Source organism: Arthrobacter pasteuri, from assembly GCF_054510955.1.
This window is the reverse complement of the sequence record NZ_JBTNDO010000003.1, coordinates 178702-195157: the sequence shown is the minus strand read 5'-3', so window position 1 is coordinate 195157 and position 16456 is coordinate 178702. Positions and strand designations below refer to the sequence as shown.

Below are 16456 nucleotides of genomic sequence, written 5' to 3'. Positions count from 1 at the left end.
CGGACGGGTGGTGGCACCAGCCGTTGTCGGTACTGCAGGCCGCACCCCTTCGAGGCCGTGCAGTTCCGCGCTTCCCCGAGATCACTTTCATCACGCGCACCAAGGAGGCTGGGCTGTGGAAGATTTTGCTGACAAAGGTTTACAGGTGGTGGTGGGGCTCGCCATCTTTGCGGCCATCATCGGCCTCATCATGCTGGTCGTGGATCGGGCGCCGAAATCCGGACGCGAGAAGGTCCAGGTCGCAGCCTTCCTGGCGCCGGCCCTGATCCTGCTGCTGGCCGGGCTCGTGTTCCCGGCGCTCCAGACGTCGTACCTCTCCCTGACCAACTCCAAGGGGGAGTTCGTCGGCCTGGACAACTTCGTCTGGATGTTTACGCAGCCGGAGGCGCTGGTGACCCTGAGGAACACCCTGATCTGGGTGGTCCTCGTTCCCCTGCTCGCGTCCTCGATCGGACTCGCCTACGCCGTGTTCATCGACCGCGCCCGCGGTGAGAAGGCGCTGAAGGCGCTGGTCTTCATGCCCATGGCCATCTCGTTCGTCGGCGCCGGCGTGATCTGGCGCTTCGTCTACGCCTACAAGGGCGCCGAGCAGGAGCAGATCGGGCTCCTCAACCAGATCCTGGTCTGGGCGGGCCAGGAGCCCAAGCAGTTCCTGCTCGATGCCCCGGAGAACACCTTCTTCCTCATCGCCGTCATGATCTGGATCCAGACAGGTTTCGCCATGGTGGTGCTGTCGGCGGCGATCAAGGGCATTCCCACGGAGATCGTCGAGGCCGCACGGCTCGATGGCGCCAGCGCCTGGCAGCAGTTCCGGAACGTCACCATCCCCACGATCCGCGGTTCACTGATCGTCGTCATCACGACCATCACGATCGGGACCCTCAAGGTCTTCGACATCGTCCGGACCATGACCGCGGGCCAGTACGAGACGTCGGTGGTCGCCAACGAGATGTACACCCAGGCGTTTCGGGCGGGTGAGCCCGGCAGGGGCGCCGCGCTGGCACTGGTCCTGTTCCTGATGGTGCTGCCCGTGGTCGTCTACAACGCCCGGCTGCTCCGCAAGCAGAAGGAGATCCGATGAGCACTGTGCCGCTGGACAACACGAACGAGCTCCTGCCGGACGTCAAGGATGACGCCACCCAGGGGCGACCGGCCATGCAGAAACGGGTCAAGCAGCGGCTGACGTCACGGAGGGCCACCACCGCCGCGATCCTCATCGCCGTGATCTGGACCGTCCCGACGTTCGGGCTGCTGATCTCGTCCTTCCGCCCCGAGGACAACATCAAGGGCAACGGCTGGTGGAACGTCCTCATCGACCGCCAGTTCACGCTCGAGAACTACGCCGACGTCCTCAGCCCCGGAGGAAGCCAGTCGCCCAACCTGCTCTCCTACTTCGTGAACTCGCTGGCGATCGTCATTCCCGGGACCGTCTTCACACTGGTCCTCGGCGCCATGGCGGCGTACATGTTCGCGTGGGGCAGGTTCAGGGGGAAGGACGGCCTGTTCATCTTCGTCTTCGCCCTGCAGATCGTCCCCCTCCAGATGGCCCTGATCCCGCTCCTCCAACTGTTCACGAAGGTGCTCAAGTTCGGCGACTTCCAGGTACTGCCGAGCGGTACCTATGCGCAGCTCTGGGTCGCGCACACGATCTTCGGACTGCCGCTGGCCATCTTCCTCCTGCACAACTTCATCGCGGAGATCCCGGGCGAGGTCATCGAGGCAGCCCGCGTGGACGGGGCCGGACACAGCACCATCTTCTGGCGCATCATCATCCCGCTCGCCACACCCGCACTGGCTTCGTTCGGGATCTTCCAGTTCCTCTGGCTGTGGAACGACCTCCTCGTGGCGCTCGTGTTCTCCGGCGGCGGGGCCGACGTCGCGCCGATCACGCAGCGCCTGGCCGAGATCCAGGGCTCCCGCGGCGGAGAATGGCAGCGGCTGACCGCGGGGGCCTTCGTGTCCATTCTCGTTCCGCTGGCCGTGTTCTTCGGGCTGCAGCGGTACTTCGTGCGGGGTCTGCTGGCCGGCGGCCTGAAGGGCTGAGAGCATGACCAGCATCGACGACGTCGCTGCGTACCTCGGCGTCTCGACGGCCACGGTGTCCCGCGCCCTGCGCGGGCTGCCGGGGGTGGCCGAGGACACGCGCGCGCGGGTCAACGCGACCGCGAAGGAGCTGGGGTACGTGCCGTCGTCGTCCGCCTCCGGGCTCGCCTCCGGGCGCACCCTGGCGATGGGCGTCCTCGTCCCGGTGATCGACCGCTGGTACTTCTCCGCCGTCCTCGAGGGCGTCGACCGCCAGCTGCGTGCCGCCGGGTACGACCTGATCCTGTTCAGCCTCGGCGGCGACGGCGTGAACCGGGACCGGGTGTTCCACCGCTCCATCCTCCGCAAGCGCATCGACGCCCTGCTGGTGATGTCCATGCACCTGACGGAGGAGGAGCGGAGGGCCGTCCAGCAGCTCGAGTACCCCAACATCGTGGTCGGCGGCGCTGTGGAGGGTGTCCGGCACGTGGGCATCGACGACGCGAAGGCGGCCCGCGACGCCGTGGAGCACCTGATCGGTCTCGGCCACACGAGGATCGCGCACATGCGGGGCGGCGGATCCGCCGACATCGACTTCCAGGTGCCGAGGATCCGGCAGCAGGCCTTCCACCAGGTGATGGCGGACCACGGACTCCCGGTGCGCGAGGACTGGTCGGCCTTCGGCGACTTCCGGTTCGCCACGTCGCGGGTGTCCGCGCTCGCGCTGCTCGCCGACCCGGCGGACCGGCCGACGGCGGTGTTCTGCTCGTCCGACGAGATGGCGTTCGGTGTGCTGAAGGCCGCGGCGGAGCTCGGCATCGACGTTCCCGGTGACCTGTCGGTCATCGGCATCGACGACCACGAATTCTCCGAGCCCATGGGCCTGACCACCATCCGGCAGGACCCCGAGGACCAGGGAGCGTACGCGGCCGACCTCCTGCTCGGTGAACTGCTGCGCAACGAGCCCGCCGACTACCCGCCCCCGCGGCCGCACCTGCTCGTCGAGCGGCACTCGACGGGACCGGCCAGGAGCTGACCGGCCCGGTTCAAGCGATCCGGTACGCCTGCTCAGGAGGAGGGGCCTCGTGCCTCAGGAGGCGCGCGCGAGCTGGCGGATCGGGATCCACCGTGACGCGAGGCGGCGGTAGGACGCCGCCGCGCCCATCATGTCCGCTTCGGCGAGGCTCTCGATGCCCAGCCGGACGTCCATCGGCGAATCGTCCGGGAAGACCCTGTCCGCTACCGGGCCGTAGTCCACCTCCACTACGGCGTCGCGTCGGAAGACCTCCAGCCACTCGACGATCTCCGTGAGCTCATCGAGCAGGTCCATCTCCGGTGCGCCGATGGCGAGCTGGGCGACCGAGCGCCGCCCGCGGTCGATGCAGTCGCCGATCCTCGCCGTGATCCGCACGGTGGTGACCCGGCCGTCGTCCTCGACGACCTCCGTGAGGTCGTCCTCGTGGATCAGCGCGAACCAGGCGAACGGCACACCCCAGGTCGCAGAACGCGTGTGCAGCTTCGCGACGGAATCGGCGAACGTATCGGGGTCCAGCCTCGCCTGGTGGGCCTCGCGGGCCACATCGGGAACGAGGACGTCGATCAGGGGTCCGCGCAGGCTCTGGTCGAGGGACTCGGCGGCGAGGGTGGTGCGGACGGCGAGCTGGTTGGGGCAGTAGTACGGCGCCGTCGTGCCGTTCAGGCTGGGGAAGTGCGTCACCCGGACGAGCTCCGGTTCATGGTGCGGGAACGGATCCGACACCGTGCGCAGGATGCGTCGCAGGGACTGCTCGTGCTCGATCGCCTCGGTCAGTTCGCGCTCCCGCCCGCGCTGCTCCAGGATGGCGAGCTGCTGCGAGTCGGAGAAGGCGTCGAGGGGCTCGTAGACGCGGAGATAGGAGACGTAGGGAAACGGCCGGGCTGCACCGCCCATCCGGCTCACGGCTCGCTGAGTTCCACGACGACGGGGGCGTGGTCCGAGGCACCCTTGCCCTTGCGCTCCTCGCGATCCACGAAGGCGTTGACGGCACGGGCGGCCAAGGCGGGCGAACCGAGGACGAAGTCGATCCGCATACCCTCCTTCTTGGGGAACCGCAGCTGCTTGTAGTCCCAGTAGGTGTAGGAGCCGGGCCCCGGCGTGAACGGACGCGCGAGGTCGGCGAACCCGGAATCGAGGAAGGCCTGGAACGCGGCGCGCTCGGGCGGGCTGACATGGGTGTAACCGCCGTCGACAAAAAGGTCGATGTCCCAGACGTCCTCGTCCTGCGGGGCGATGTTCCAGTCGCCCATCAAGGCGATCTGCGCCTGGGGGTCCTCGGTGATCCACTGCCGGGCGTGGCCCCGGAGCGTGTCGAGCCACTCGATCTTGTACGGCATGTGCGGGTCGTCGAGGGCACGTCCGTTGGGGACGTACAGGCTCCAGACGCGGACACCCCCGCAGGTGGCGGCGATGGCCCGTGCTTCCTGCACCGCCTCGGTACCGGGCTTGCCGAAGGTGGGCTGGTCGGGAAAGGTGCGCTCGACGTCATCGAGCCCCACACGGGAGGCGATCGCGACGCCGTTCCACTGGCTGAGGCCGAAGTGCGCCACCTCGAAGCCGCTGTTCTCGAACAACTCCCAGGGGAAGTTGTCGTCCTTGCACTTCGTCTCCTGGATGGCCAGGACATCGACGTCGGACCTGTTCAGCCAGGCTTCGACACGGTCGGCACGGGCGCGGAGGGAATTGACGTTCCAGGTGGCGATCTTCACGGACCCTACGTTACCAACGGCGGTGTTTACTCCCGCCACCACGAATCGAACAGGGTCACCGGCACGGTCCGCTTGTGCCGTGTGATCCAGTAGCGGTGTTCGATCGACTTCGCGGCGTCGGGATCGACCTCGCGCCCCTCGAGGTAGTCGTCGATCTGCTCGTAGGTGAGCCCGAGCTCGTGCTCGTCGGCCCGGCCGGGGAGGTCGTCCAGGAGGTCCGCCGTCGGGATCTTGTTGTAGAGGGCCGGCGGCGCTCCCAGTTCCTGGAGCAGGGCACGGTTCTGGCGCTTGTTGAGTCCGAAGAGGGGCAGGATGTCGGCTCCGCCGTCACCGAACTTCGTGAAGAAGCCCGTGACGGACTCGGCGCCGTGGTCCGTCCCGATCACGAGGAGGTTGTGCTGCCCCGCGACGGCGTACTGCGCCACCATGCGGGCGCGGGCCTTCGTGTTGCCCTTGGTGAAGTCCGAGATGGGCTCACCGGTGGTGTCCGCGTACTCCTGCTGGATCCCGTCGACGGCGGGTGCCACGTTGAACACCTTCGACGTGCGGGGCTGGATGAAGGCGAGGGCGGCCTGTGCGTCCTCCTCGTCCTTCTGGATGTTGTAGGGGAGGCGCATCGCGATGAAGTCGGCGTCCATGCCCTCGGACCGCAGTTCGTCGACCGCGAGTTGGGCGAGCTTGCCGGCCAGGGTGGAGTCCAGTCCGCCGCTGATGCCGAGGACGAACCCGCGGGTACCCGAGGACCGGACATAGTCCTTCAGGAATCCGACCCTGCGGCGGATCTCCGCAGCAGGGTCGATGGTGGGCTGGACGCCCATTTCCGCAATGATCTGTGCCTGGAGTTCACGCATCCACCTAGGCTACTCCGGTCGCGTTTCGGCGGGGTTACGTCGGGGAGCCCCGGCCGCCGCGCCGGGTGTTCCCGGAACCGGGCCTCAGGCCTGCACGGCAATGGCTGCATCGCTCGGGTAGCGCAGGCCGATCTGGCGGCGTGCCTCGTCGAGTACCTCCATCATCCGCACGGACTCGGCGGGCGTCATGAACGGGCTCTCGGTCAGGTCCGACTGCAGGCAGCGCGTCACCTCGCGCAGTTCGTGGCTGAAGCCGTTGCCGAAGACCTCGAAGCGCTCCGTCCGGAGCGTGCCCCGGCGGGGCTGGACGACGAGCTCTCCCGGGTTGAACAGGGGAGCCGATGAGCGCAGCCAGCCTTCGGTCCCGCTGATCGTGACGACGCTCGGGCACTCGGCCCCGATCGACGTGGTCAGCTGGGCGTGCGCACCCTCGTCGTACGTCAGGGTCAGCGCATTCTGCAGGTCCACGCCCTGTGGAGTGAAGGTGCCGCGGGCGGTGACGTCAGCGGGTTCCCCCAGTACGCCGAGTGCCCAGGTGAGCGGATACACGGCGAGGTCGAGCAGGGCACCCCCACCGGCGGCCGGGTCCTGGAGCCGGGACGTCGAATCGACCGGTGCGGGGAAGCCGAGGTCCGCCTGGACCCAGCGCACCATGCCGATCTCGCCGGACCGCACGATCTGCAGGGCGCGACGGAAGCTGGGCAGGAACCGGGTCCAGACCGCCTCCATGAGGAACAGGCCGCGCTCCCGCGCGAAGCCGGCCAGTTCGCGTGCCTGCGGCGCGTCCATGGCGATCGGCTTCTCGCACAGCACGTGCTTGCCGGCGCGGAGCGCGGCCAGCGCGACGGCGTGGTGCTGGGCGTGCGGTGTGGCGATGTAGACGACATCGACGGCCGGATCCGCGAGGAGCCGATCGTAGCCGGCGGTGCCGTCGACGTCCCAGTAGGAGGTGGTGAAGCCGAAGCGGAGTGCGAAGGCCCGGGCGGAGGCCTCGCTGCGGGAACTCACGGCCTGCAGGACGGCGTCGTCGAGCAGGGCGAGGTCCTGCACCACGCGGGCAGCGATGGAACCGGTGGCGACGACGCCCCAACGGATCGGGCGGCCGGTCGCGGTGGACGGAGCGACGGAACTGACGGGAGCTGGGAGCATCAGGAAGGCCTTTCGGGGACAGGGCGACGGCATGCGGGAGGGCGAACGGACGCGGGGGTGAGCCGCGCGGGCGGGACGGGACACGACCGTCCGGGAGGAGGGGTCAGACGGACTCGCGGAGAACGAGCGAGGTGGGCATCCTCGTCACGCGCTCCGTCGGTTTCCCCTCGATGAGGTTCACCAGGGTCTCGGCCATCTTCTTGCCGAGTTCGATGATCGGGTGGTGCACGGTGGTCAGCGCCGGCGTCACCGAGGTGGCGAAGGAGTCGTCGTCGAACCCGACGACGGCGATGTCCTCCGGGATCCTCAGTCCCCGGCCCTGGATGGCCGTGTAGGCGCCGGCCGCCATCTGGTCGTTGCCGACGAAGACGGCGTCGATGGGCGAGCCGCGGTCCAGGAGGCGGTGCATGGCGCGGGCCCCGGAGGCGAGGGTGAAGTCTCCCACCTCCACGAGCCCCTCGGGCAGGCCCGCCTCCCGGACCGCCATCCGCCATCCTGCCAGGCGGTCGATGCCCGGGGGCATGTCCTGCGGTCCGGCGATCGTGGCCACGTGCTGCCGTCCGCTGTCGGTCAGCTGCCGTGTGGCACTGTAGGCCGCCTGCTCGTTGTCGACCTCGACGTAGTAGCTGTCCCTGCCGCCCACCAGGGGACGGCCTGCGAAGACCATGGGCAGCGAACCGGAGAGGTGCGTCCAGGAGTGGTCCCCGCTGTGGTGCGAGACCACGAGGACGCCGTCCACGTTCCCGCCGAGGAGGAAGCTGCGCGTCTTCTCCGGCTTCGACTCCGAGGAGATCACCATGTTGAGCGTGTACTCCGTGTCCGTGAGATACACCGCGATGCCCTGCACCACGGAGGCGAAGAAGGGATCCGCGAAGACCTTCGACGTCGACTCCGGGACGATCAGCGTGACGGCGTTAGCTCGGCGCTTGGCCAGTGAACGTGCCGCGCGGTTCGGCGTGTAGTCGAGCGCGAGGATGGCCTTCTTCACGGACTGCGCGAGCTCCGGATCGACGCTCGGCGAATCATTGACGACGCGGGACACCGTCGCCCGCGACACCCCGGCCAGGGCAGCCACCATCTCCAGGGTGGGGACCGGCCGTGGCCCACCAGTGTCCTGCGTCATCGTCATCTCCGAAGCCTCGAAAGTATGGCTGAAGCCTACTTCAGGCGCTCGCCGGAGCGAGGGCGGACTCGTTCGCGGCAGCGATGACCCGTGCATACGCGAGGCCGCTGTCCTTGACGGTCCGCTCGAACGAGTCGTAGTCCACCCGGACGATACCGAAGCGCTTGCCGTAGCCCCACGACCACTCGAAGTTGTCGAGGAGGGACCAGACGAAGTAGCCGCGCACGTCCGCCCCCTGGTCGATGGCCTGCCCCACCGACGCGATGTGGTCGAGGATGAACTTCGTGCGTTCCGCGTCGGGCACCGCGCCGTCCGGATCCACGACGTCGTCGTACGCCGCGCCGTTCTCCGTGATGTACAGCGGGGGCAGCGTCGCGTACTCCTCTCCGAGGCGCACCAGGAGCTTCCGCAGGCCGTCCGGGTTGACCTCCCAGTTCATGGCGGTGCGCGGCAGGCCGCGGCTCGGGAAGGCGATGTCCTCGGAGCCGATCCAGCACGACGACGTCGGGCGGGTGGCGCCACCCGAGTGGCCGTCGCCGCCCTCGGCGTCCCGGTGTCCACTGATGAGGTCGTCGTGGTAGTGGTTCACGCCGAGGAAGTCGATCGGGGCACCGATGATCTCGAGGTCCCCGGCGTGGATGACGTCCCGGATGCCGAACTGCTCGAGGTCGGCGAGCGTGTCCTCGGGGTACGCCCCGCGGAGGATCGGATCGAGGAAGACCCGGTTCTGCAGTGAGTCGAACCGGCGCGCGGCGTCGAGGTCGATCGGATCGGCCGGGTCCCGCGGAATCGAATTGCTGAGGTTGAGCGTGATCCCGAGGTGCTGGGCACCTCGGGCGCGGAGTTCGCCGACCACCAGCCCGTGGGCGAGATGCTGGTGGTGGATCGCGGCGACGGCCGCCGTCGGGTCCTGCCGGCCGGGGGCGTGGACGCCCGCGGCGTAGCCCAGCAGCGACGAGCAGAACGGCTCGTTGAACGTCGTCCAGTGCTCCACGCGGTCTCCGAGGGCGGAGTAGACGTCGTCGGCGTAGTCCACGAAGCGGTAGGCGGTGTCGCGGTTCGCCCAGCCGCCCTTCTCCTCGAGTGCCTGCGGCAGGTCCCAGTGGTAGAGCGTCAGCCAGGGCAGGATCCCGGCTTCGAGGAGTTCGTCCACGAGGCGGGAGTAGAAGTCCAGGCCCTCCGCATTGGGGCCGCGGTCGCCGGGCCGGACCCGGGACCAGCTCGTCGAGAAACGGTAGGAGCCGAGGCCGAGCTCCTTCATGATCCGGACGTCCTCGGGCATGCGGTGGTAGTGCTGCACCGCGTCCTCGAGCGTGTCGCCGTGGGCGATGGCGCCGGGGATGCGCGCGAAGGCATCCCAGACGGAGTCCTCCTTGCCGCCCTCGTGGGCGGCGCCCTCGACCTGAGCCGCCGCGGTGGCGGAGCCCCAGAGGAAGCCCTGGGGCCAGGTCCTGGTGGCGGCAGGACCGGAGGACGGGTGGGATGGGGTTGTTGCGTCGAGTGGCATTAGCCCTTCACTGCTCCTTGCATGATTCCGGAAATGAGTTGACGTCCCGCGACGACGAAGAGCACCAGCAGCGGGAGGGTGGCCAGGACGGCACCGGCGAGGACGATCGAGTAGTCCACGTAGCGGGCCGACTGCAGTTGGCTCAGGGCCGTCTGCAGGGTGGGATTGCCGGCATCGAGCACCAGCAGCGGCCAGAGGAAATCGGTCCACGCGGTCATGAACGTGAACAGGCCCAGGATCGCCATCGCCGGCCGGGCGGCTGGAAGTGCCACGTGCCAGAAGGTGGAGATCATGGACGCCCCGTCCATGCGTGCGGATTCGATGAGTTCGTCGGGGATGACGTCCACCAGGTACTGGCGCATGAAGAAGACACCGAAGGCGGTAACGAGCGTGGGGATGACCACGGCGCCGATCTCACCGGTCCACCCGAACGTACGCATGAGCATGAACAGCGGGATGATGCCGAGCTGTGTCGGGATGGCCATTGTCGCGATCACGGAGACCATGAGGCCGTTGCGGCCGCGGAAGCGGAGCTTGGCGAACGAGTACCCGGCGAGGGTGGAGAAGCCCACCACGGACACCGTGATGATGCCCGAGATGAGCACGCTGTTGCCGAGGGCGAGCCAGAACGGGATGGTGTCGAAGACCTCGCCGACGTTGGTCCAGAAGTTGCCACCGGGAAACAGGGGCGGCCAGGTCTGGCCGAGTGCCTCGTTGGAGCGGCTGCCGATGATCACCGACCACCAGAGGGGATAGGCGGAGGCGAGGAAGAAGGCGAAGAGCAGTCCGTAGGTCAGGAAGCCGGGTCGCCGGCCGTTGCCGAGGAGGCTCCTGCGCAGGTTGCGGCTCCGGACGCCGGGAGCGGGTGCCTGCGGGGGCCTCGTGTCGATGGCGGTCATTGCCCACTCCTCGGTGTCGTATCTGCTGGGGTGCCTGCCCGTCCCGCGGCCAGGTCGGGTGCCGGCTCGGCAGCGGGCGCCGGCGGCTGCGGTCCCACTGCAGGGAGCACGACGGCGGGGGCCGTCGAGCGCTTGCGTCGGCGGTTGCCGGCACCCCTGCCCGGTCCACGCCCGTCACCGGTGGTGGCGATCCGGCGTGAGATCAGGTAGTTCACGAGGCCGAACAGGATGATGATGAGGAACAGCAGCCAGGCGATGGTGGAAGCTTTGCCGAAGTTCTGCCGCTGGAAGGCCATGTCCCACAGGTAGAGCACGGTGGTCTGGAACTGCCGGGCGGTTCCGCCGGCCGTCCTCGGATCGAAGAGCTTCGGTTCGGTGAAGATCTGCAGCCCGCCGATGGTGGCGGTGATCACGACGAAGATCATGGTGGGCCGGATGCTCGGCAACGTGATGCTGAAGAAGCGGCGGAAGGCTCCGGCTCCGTCGATCGCGGCGGATTCGTAGATGTCGCGGGGCACCGCCTGCATCGCTGCGAGCAGGATCAGGGCGTTGTAGCCCGTCCAGCGCCAGTTCACCATGGTGGCGATCGCGATGTGGCTCGGCAGCGTCTCGTTCGTCCACAGGATCCGGTCGATCCCGAAGCTCTCCAGGATGTTGTTGATCAGCCCGTACTGCTCGCCGAACATGTTCGCGAAGATCAGGGCGACCGCGACCGGGGTCACGATGTAGGGGAGCAGGATGCTCATGCGCCAGAAGGTCTTGGCGCGGAGGTTCTGGTCCAGTACGGCCGCGATGGCAGTGGCGACGACCAGCTGCGGGATGCTCGAGAGCAGGAAGATGCTCATCGTGTTGAACAGGGAGTTCCAGAAGAAGCGGTCCTGGAGGACCTCCTGGAAGTTCCGCAGGCCCACGAACTCGCCCTGTCCCTTGAGCAGGTGCCAGTCGAACAGCGAGACGAAGAAGGTGTAGCCGAGGGGGAACAGGCCCACCAGGGCGAAGAGGACGAAGAACGGGGCGATGTAGAGGTAGGGCGAGGCCTTCATATCGAAGACGTTCAGGCGCTGGCGGAACGTAGGGGCGGGTTTGGAGGCGGCGGACTTGCTGGCTGCCGGGCGGTTCAGTGTCGTGGTCATGACGGTTCCAGACTCCATGAGGGGGCCTCCGGTGGTGCCGGAGGCCCCACGGCCGGTGCTGCTAGTTGTTCACGACGAGGTCGTTGAGGAGGGTGACGGCTTCATCCCAGGCCTCATCGGCCGTGCCCGTGCCGTTGTCGAGGATCTTCAGCGCCGGTGCGAAGACGTTCTCCTGGATCACCGAGTCCTGCGGGCCCTTGAACTGGGCCACGACCCCTTCGGCGCGCGATGCGAAGATGGCGCCGTACGGAGCGTCATTGAACAGCTCGTTCGGGACGGCTGCCTCGACGATCTCCGCCTGCGCATCCAGGGTGCTGGGGAAGTTGTTCGCGGCAGCGGACTGCTTGACCATCTGCTCGGGGTCCGTCAGCCATGCGGCCAGCTCAGCAGCCTCGGCGGGGTGTTCGGAGCTCTCGGGGACGGAGAGGAAGGCGCCGCCCCAGTTGGAGGCACCGCCCGGGAAGACGTCTGCGACGTCCCACCCGGTCTCCGGTCCGCCACCGGCGGACTCCAGCTGTTCCTTGATGGTGCCGAGCATCCAGGCGGGGCACACGTGGACGGCGAAGGAGCCGTCGACGAAGGCCTTGCCCTTGCCCCAGTCGAACTGCTTCTGGTTGGCGGACAGGCCGTCGGCGGTCCCAGCGGCGAGGAGGTCGAACTGGGCGCGCATCTTCTCGTTGCCCTCGATGTTCAGCTCGCCGTCCGCCGTGTAGTACCCCTCGTCCATCTGGTTCACCATCGAGTTCCAGACGAACGCGGACTGGTCGTACCAGGCCTTGCCGGTGGCCTCTTTGTACTGGCGTCCCAGGTCGAAGTAGGTCTCCCAGGTGGCGTCGTCGCCGCCGAAGAGTGCGGCGACCTCCTCGCGGTCGGTGGGCAGCCCCGCTGCCTCGAAGAGCTCCTGGTTGAAGCACAGTGCCTGGGGCCCGATATCCGTGCCGTACCCGATGACACGACCCTCCGGGTCCGTGCCCTGCTCGAACTTCCAGTCCACCCAGTTGTCCTTGATGTCCTCGGCGCCGTACTCGTTGAGGTCCACGAACTGGTCGGACACCTCCATGATCGAGCCGAGCCAACCCTCTTCGACGGCTACGACGTCGCTCAGGCCCGAACCGGCCGCGAGTTTGGTGAACGCGTCGGTGCGGGCGTTGGCGCTGCCGTCGATGTTGGTCGCCTCGATCGTCACGCCGGGGTTCTGCTCTTCGTACTCGGCGTACAGGTCGTCGTAGCCGAACTGTCCGAAGGTGGTGACGGTCAAGGTGATGGGGTTGTCTGCACTGGCCGGCTCGTCACTCCCGCCTCCGCTGCAGCCTGAGGCCACCATGGCCAGGGAGGCGACGCCGGCGAGGGCTGTGATTTTCCTGAGTCGCGAGAATTCCACGATCACTCCTTTGTGTGTGTGCGAGCGACGGACGCCGACGGGCGAGAGAGCGCTCTCTGGGATGTGGAACCACTGTATGTGCGGGATGTCACATCGTCAAGAGAGCGCTCTCTCGCGTCTCACGCCCTGAGACTTACCGAGGATGACAAGGTTTCCGGGGTGCGGCGCCCGCCCGGAACGACTCTGCCCACCCCGGTATGCATCGGGGTGGGCAGAGGTGGGGGAACTGCGGCTGAGGGCGAAGGGCCCCTACTGGCTGAAGGCGGCGTCGAAGGAGGTCTCCGACGGGGCGAAGTCGAAGCGTTTGAGGAAGGCGAGGGCCTCGGGGGCTCCCTGCAGGCGGTCCATGCCGGCGTCCTCCCATTCCACCGAGATGGGCCCGGTGTAGCCGATGGCCGTCAGCGCCCGGAAGCTGTCTTCCCAGGGCACGTCGCCGCGGCCGGTCGAGACGAAGTCCCAGCCACGCCGCGGATCGCCCCAGGGCAGGTGCGAGGAGAGGATGCCGTTGCGGCCTCCGCCCATGCGCATCTTCGTGTCCTTGCAGTCCACGTGGTAGATCCGGTCCTTGAAGTCCGAGATGAACGCGACGGGGTCGATCTGCTGCCACAGAAAATGGCTCGGGTCCCAGTTCAGGCCGAAGGCGGGGCGGTGCCCGATGGCCTCGAGTGTGCGCTGGGTGGACCAGTAGTCGTAGGCGATCTCGGAGGGGTGGACCTCGTGGGCGAAGCGGACGCCGCACTCGTCGAAGACGTCGAGGATCGGGTTCCACCGATCCGCGAAGTCCTGGTAGCCGGCCTCGACCACGTCCGCGGACACCGGTGGGAACATGGCCACGTACTGCCAGATCGAGGATCCGGTGAAGCCGATGACCGTGTCGACGCCGAGCTTCTGCGCGAGGCGCGCGGTCAGCTTCATCTCCTCCGCGGCCCGCTGGCGCACGCCTTCGGGGTCGCCGTCGCCCCAGACCTTCGCACCGACGATCCCCTTGTGGCGGAAGTCGATCGGGTCGTCGCAGACGGCTTGGCCCTTCAGGTGGTTGGAGATGGCCCAGACCTTGAGCCCGTTGCGCTCCAGGATGTCCAGCCGGTCCTGGATGTAGGCGTCGTCGTCCCAGCGCCAGGCGTCGAGGTGGTCGCCGGAGACCGCGATCTCCAGGCCGTCGTAGCCCCACTGGCCGGCCAGCTCGGCGACCTTCTCGAAGGGCAGATCGGCCCACTGGCCGGTGAACAGGGTGAAGTTGCGTGCCATGGAATGTCTCCTTGTAGGGAAGGGGCGGGAGGCTCCGCTGTCTGGTCGCCGTCGCCGGGGAGCGGCTTCGGCTCGGTTCGCACCCCGTTCTAGACGGTCTTGGTCCAGACGCTCTCGGCGCCCGCGCTGTGCTCCACGCCGTCGAGTACCTTCTGCACCTGCAGGCCATCGGCGAACGACGGTTCTGGCTGGCGGCCTTCGGCGATCGCTTCGACGAAGTCCTTCGCCTGGTGGGCGAAGCCATGCTCGTAGCCCAGGAGATGTCCTGTGGGCCACCACGCGGACATGTAGGGGTGGGCGGGTTCGGTCACCATGATGTTGGTGAATCCCTGTCGCGTGTCAGGGGCCGTCGCATCGTAGAAGCCGAGGGAGTTCATGTTCTCCAGGTCGAAGGAGATGGCGCCGGTGGAGCCGGCAACCTCCATGCGGAGCGCGTTCTTGCGACCCGTGGACATCCGGGTGGCCTCGAACGAACCGATCGCGCCACCGTCGAAACGGCCGGTGAACAGTGCAAGATCGTCCACGGTGACGCTCCCGCGCTCGGCTGCGGCGGTACCTGCGAGCCCTGATGCCTCACTGAGCAGCGGGCGTTCGTGGACGAAGGTGTTCAGGATCCCGCTGACACCGGTGATTCTCTGGCCGGTGATGAACTGTGCCAGGTCGACGGCGTGCGCACCAAGATCCCCTAGTGCGCCGGAACCGGCGTGATCCTTCTGGAGGCGCCATGTCAGGGGTGCTTCGGGGTCGACCAGCCAATCCTGCAGGTAGTTGGCGCGCACCTGGCGGACTTCGCCGATTGCCCCGGACCGGACGAGGTCCCTTGCGAAGGTTGCTGCGGGAACACGGCGATAGGTGAAGCCGACCATCGCGAAGACATCCTTGCCGGCGCGGTCCGCGGCGGCGGCCATCGCTTCGGCTTCTGCGAGGGTATTCGCAAGCGGCTTTTCGCACAGGACGTGTTTGCCCGCCTCGAGCGCAGCAATGGCGATCTCGGCATGCGAGCCACCGGGAGTGACGATGTCGACGACGTCGATGTCGTCACGGGCGATGGCAGACCGCCAATCGGTAGCGGTCTCACTCCAACCCCACTTGGACGCGGCTGCTTCCACGCCGCGCGCGTTCCGGCCGACGAGTAGTGTCATTTCCGGCTGGGCCGGCAGGTCGTAGAAGCGGGGGGTGACCCGCCATCCCTGCGAGTGGGCGGCTCCCATGAAGCCGTGTCCGATCAGGGCGACCCTCAGGGGTGCTGCGTCGTTGTGCATGTTTCCTCTTATCCGGCGGCAGTTGTCCAAGCTGATGACCCGAGGCGGGGGTCCCTGTCAGCAACAGGGACCCCCGCCCGTCACTGTCCTACGACTCGAAGGCCGTCGGCAGGTACTGCTCGACGTTCTCGCTGGTGACGACCGGTGCGTTCAGGACGACGCGCTTCGGGACTTCGACTTCCACGAGGTCGCTCATCGCCTTGCCCTGGGCGATCAGGCGAGCCATACGGACGCCGTCCGCTGCCTGGGTGGAGGGGTAGATGACGGTGGCCTGCAGGACGCTCTCGCCGGACTGGATCTCGCGCATGGCGTTGGCCGAACCGGCGCCGCCGACCATGAAGAACTCGTCACGGCCTGCGTTGTCGATGGCGGCCAGGACGCCTACGCCCTGATCGTCGTCGTGGTTCCAGATGGCGTCGATCTTCGGGGCTGCTGACAGGAGTTGCGACGTCGTTGCTTCGCCACCCTGGACGGTGAAGTCGGCGGCGACGCGGTTGTCGACGTCGAGCCCGCAGGAGTCCAGGGCGTCCTTGAAGCCCCGGCTGCGGTCCTGGGTGAGGGGCAGGGAGTCGATGCCTGCGATCTCGGCGACGATCGCATCATCCTTGCCCTCGAGCTGCTCGCAGATGTAGGTGCCGGCGCTGACGCCCATTCCGTAGTTGTCGCCCAGGACGGTGGCGCGAGCCGCGAACGGGCTCGAGAATTCCCGGTCGACATTGATGACGGGAATCCCGGCCTCCATGGCCTGGATGGCAACCGGGGTCAGCGCAGCACCGTCGGTGGGCAGCAGGACGATCGCATCGACGCGGTCGTTGATGAACTGCTCCACCTGGCTGATCTGCAGGTTCGCGTCGTTCGTTCCTTCGGCGACGCGCAGATCGATGTCCGGGAACTCCTCAGCGGCTGCGGTGGCGGCGCTGTTGATGGCACCCAGCCAGCCGTGGTCCGCAGCTGGTCCGGAGAAGCCGATGACCACGGTGTCCCCCTCGGCCTGGTTGCCTTCGACGGAGGCGTTGGTGGGCTGCGTGTTGGTGTCTTCCGACCCCGCAGTGCACCCGGTGACCAGGGTGCCCACTGCAAGAAAGGCACCGGTGGTGACGAGCATCTTCCGACCCGTACGAACTGCAAGCATGTGT

15 protein-coding genes are annotated in these 16456 nt (G+C 67.6%); 3 read left to right on the top strand and 12 right to left on the bottom strand.

Going from position 1 to position 16456, the window contains the following annotated elements:
* The first annotated feature begins 115 nt into the window (after positions 1-115).
* The 3 genes from ACX80H_RS14110 to ACX80H_RS14100 all read left to right on the top strand — a co-directional run bounded on the left by ACX80H_RS14110 (position 116) and on the right by ACX80H_RS14100 (position 3058).
* Positions 116-1081, top strand: coding sequence for a carbohydrate ABC transporter permease (locus ACX80H_RS14110; protein WP_459314024.1), 966 nt, complete (start codon positions 116-118; stop codon positions 1079-1081).
* A 74-nt stretch (positions 1082-1155) separates the two neighbouring features.
* Positions 1156-2043: a carbohydrate ABC transporter permease gene (locus ACX80H_RS14105; RefSeq protein WP_459314114.1), complete on the top strand. Its 888-nt coding sequence runs from the start codon at positions 1156-1158 to the stop codon at positions 2041-2043.
* Between the two features lie 4 nt (positions 2044-2047).
* A complete protein-coding gene (locus tag ACX80H_RS14100) occupies positions 2048-3058 on the top strand; it encodes a LacI family DNA-binding transcriptional regulator (protein ID WP_459314023.1) in 1011 nt (336 codons plus the stop codon).
* A 54-nt stretch (positions 3059-3112) separates the two neighbouring features.
* On the opposite strand, the gene ACX80H_RS14095 is transcribed toward ACX80H_RS14100, so the two are convergent.
* From ACX80H_RS14095 to ACX80H_RS14040, 12 genes are all read right to left on the bottom strand, one after another.
* Positions 3113-3952 carry a DUF8083 family protein gene (locus ACX80H_RS14095; RefSeq protein WP_459314113.1) on the bottom strand — a complete coding sequence of 280 codons (840 nt, stop codon included), beginning with the start codon at positions 3950-3952 and terminating at the stop codon, positions 3113-3115.
* A 5-nt stretch (positions 3953-3957) separates the two neighbouring features.
* Positions 3958-4767, bottom strand: coding sequence for an exodeoxyribonuclease III (locus tag ACX80H_RS14090; RefSeq protein WP_459314022.1), 810 nt, complete (start codon positions 4765-4767; stop codon positions 3958-3960).
* A gap of 26 nt (positions 4768-4793) precedes the next feature.
* Positions 4794-5618: an NAD(+) synthase gene (gene nadE, locus ACX80H_RS14085; RefSeq protein WP_459314021.1), complete on the bottom strand. Its 825-nt coding sequence runs from the start codon at positions 5616-5618 to the stop codon at positions 4794-4796.
* Between the two features lie 84 nt (positions 5619-5702).
* The gene (locus ACX80H_RS14080) at positions 5703-6767 is read right to left on the bottom strand and encodes a Gfo/Idh/MocA family protein (RefSeq protein WP_459314020.1); all 1065 of its coding nucleotides are present in this window, start codon (positions 6765-6767) and stop codon (positions 5703-5705) included.
* Between the two features lie 103 nt (positions 6768-6870).
* The gene (locus tag ACX80H_RS14075; RefSeq protein WP_459314019.1) at positions 6871-7890 is read right to left on the bottom strand and encodes a LacI family DNA-binding transcriptional regulator; all 1020 of its coding nucleotides are present in this window, start codon (positions 7888-7890) and stop codon (positions 6871-6873) included.
* A gap of 40 nt (positions 7891-7930) precedes the next feature.
* Positions 7931-9397 carry a GH1 family beta-glucosidase gene (locus tag ACX80H_RS14070; protein WP_459314018.1) on the bottom strand — a complete coding sequence of 489 codons (1467 nt, stop codon included), beginning with the start codon at positions 9395-9397 and terminating at the stop codon, positions 7931-7933.
* A complete protein-coding gene (locus ACX80H_RS14065) occupies positions 9397-10296 on the bottom strand; it encodes a carbohydrate ABC transporter permease (protein WP_459314017.1) in 900 nt (299 codons plus the stop codon). Before ACX80H_RS14065 ends, ACX80H_RS14070 begins: the two co-directional genes overlap by 1 nt.
* Positions 10293-11429: a carbohydrate ABC transporter permease gene (locus tag ACX80H_RS14060; RefSeq protein ID WP_459314016.1), complete on the bottom strand. Its 1137-nt coding sequence runs from the start codon at positions 11427-11429 to the stop codon at positions 10293-10295. The genes ACX80H_RS14065 and ACX80H_RS14060 overlap by 4 nt, the downstream gene beginning before the upstream one ends.
* A 61-nt stretch (positions 11430-11490) precedes the next feature.
* Complete coding sequence (locus ACX80H_RS14055) at positions 11491-12810, bottom strand: ABC transporter substrate-binding protein (protein WP_459314015.1); 1320 nt, start codon at positions 12808-12810, stop codon at positions 11491-11493.
* A gap of 249 nt (positions 12811-13059) precedes the next feature.
* A complete protein-coding gene (locus ACX80H_RS14050; RefSeq protein ID WP_459314014.1) occupies positions 13060-14058 on the bottom strand; it encodes a sugar phosphate isomerase/epimerase family protein in 999 nt (332 codons plus the stop codon).
* A gap of 89 nt (positions 14059-14147) precedes the next feature.
* Entirely contained in the window at positions 14148-15320 is a 1173-nt protein-coding gene (locus tag ACX80H_RS14045; RefSeq protein WP_459314013.1) for a Gfo/Idh/MocA family protein, read from the bottom strand.
* Between the two features lie 88 nt (positions 15321-15408).
* On the bottom strand, positions 15409-16452 hold the full coding sequence (locus ACX80H_RS14040; RefSeq protein WP_459314012.1) for a substrate-binding domain-containing protein: 1044 nt from the start codon (positions 16450-16452) through the stop codon (positions 15409-15411).
* Between the last annotated feature and the right edge of the window lie 4 nt (positions 16453-16456).